This window comes from Vibrio sp. 2304 (assembly GCF_033339475.1).
In the GTDB taxonomy this organism is placed as follows: domain Bacteria; phylum Pseudomonadota; class Gammaproteobacteria; order Enterobacterales; family Vibrionaceae; genus Vibrio; species Vibrio alginolyticus.
Genome location: NZ_JAWOUQ010000059.1, coordinates 315 through 707, shown reverse-complemented (window position 1 = coordinate 707; position 393 = coordinate 315). Strand labels below are relative to the sequence as shown.

The following is a 393-nucleotide window of genomic DNA, read 5'->3' as shown; positions in this document are numbered from 1 at the left end:
CAGCCGTTTGCCCGCCAGCCGGGTGTACGCTCAGGAGCAGGGCGTCTCCCGGGCGACCATCGAAAACGCCTGGGGAGAGCTGGTCGCCCAGGGATGGCTCGAGCGGCGTGGGCAGGCGGGGACCTTTGTCAGCGAGCGGCTCAGCCCGCGCCAGCTGGCGCCGGTACCGCCAGTGCAACCGGCCGCGCCGACGGAGCCGCTGCCGTTTCAGATGGGGCTGCCGGCGCTGGATCTCTTTCCGCGCGGGCAGTGGGCGCGGGTGATGGGGCGTCGGCTGCGGACGCAGTCGCGGTTCGATCTTGCACCCGGCGATCCCGGCGGCGATCCGCTTCTGCGCCAGGCTATCGTCGCTTATCTACGCCTGTCGCGCAGTATCGACTGTCAGCCGCAGCA

The 393-nt window shown here is 71.0% G+C and carries 1 protein-coding gene; it reads left to right on the top strand.

Going from position 1 to position 393, the window contains the following annotated elements; translation table 11 throughout:
• Positions 1-393: GntR family transcriptional regulator (locus tag R7P64_RS24230; RefSeq protein WP_318124153.1), on the top strand; the 393-nt coding region annotated here is incomplete at both ends.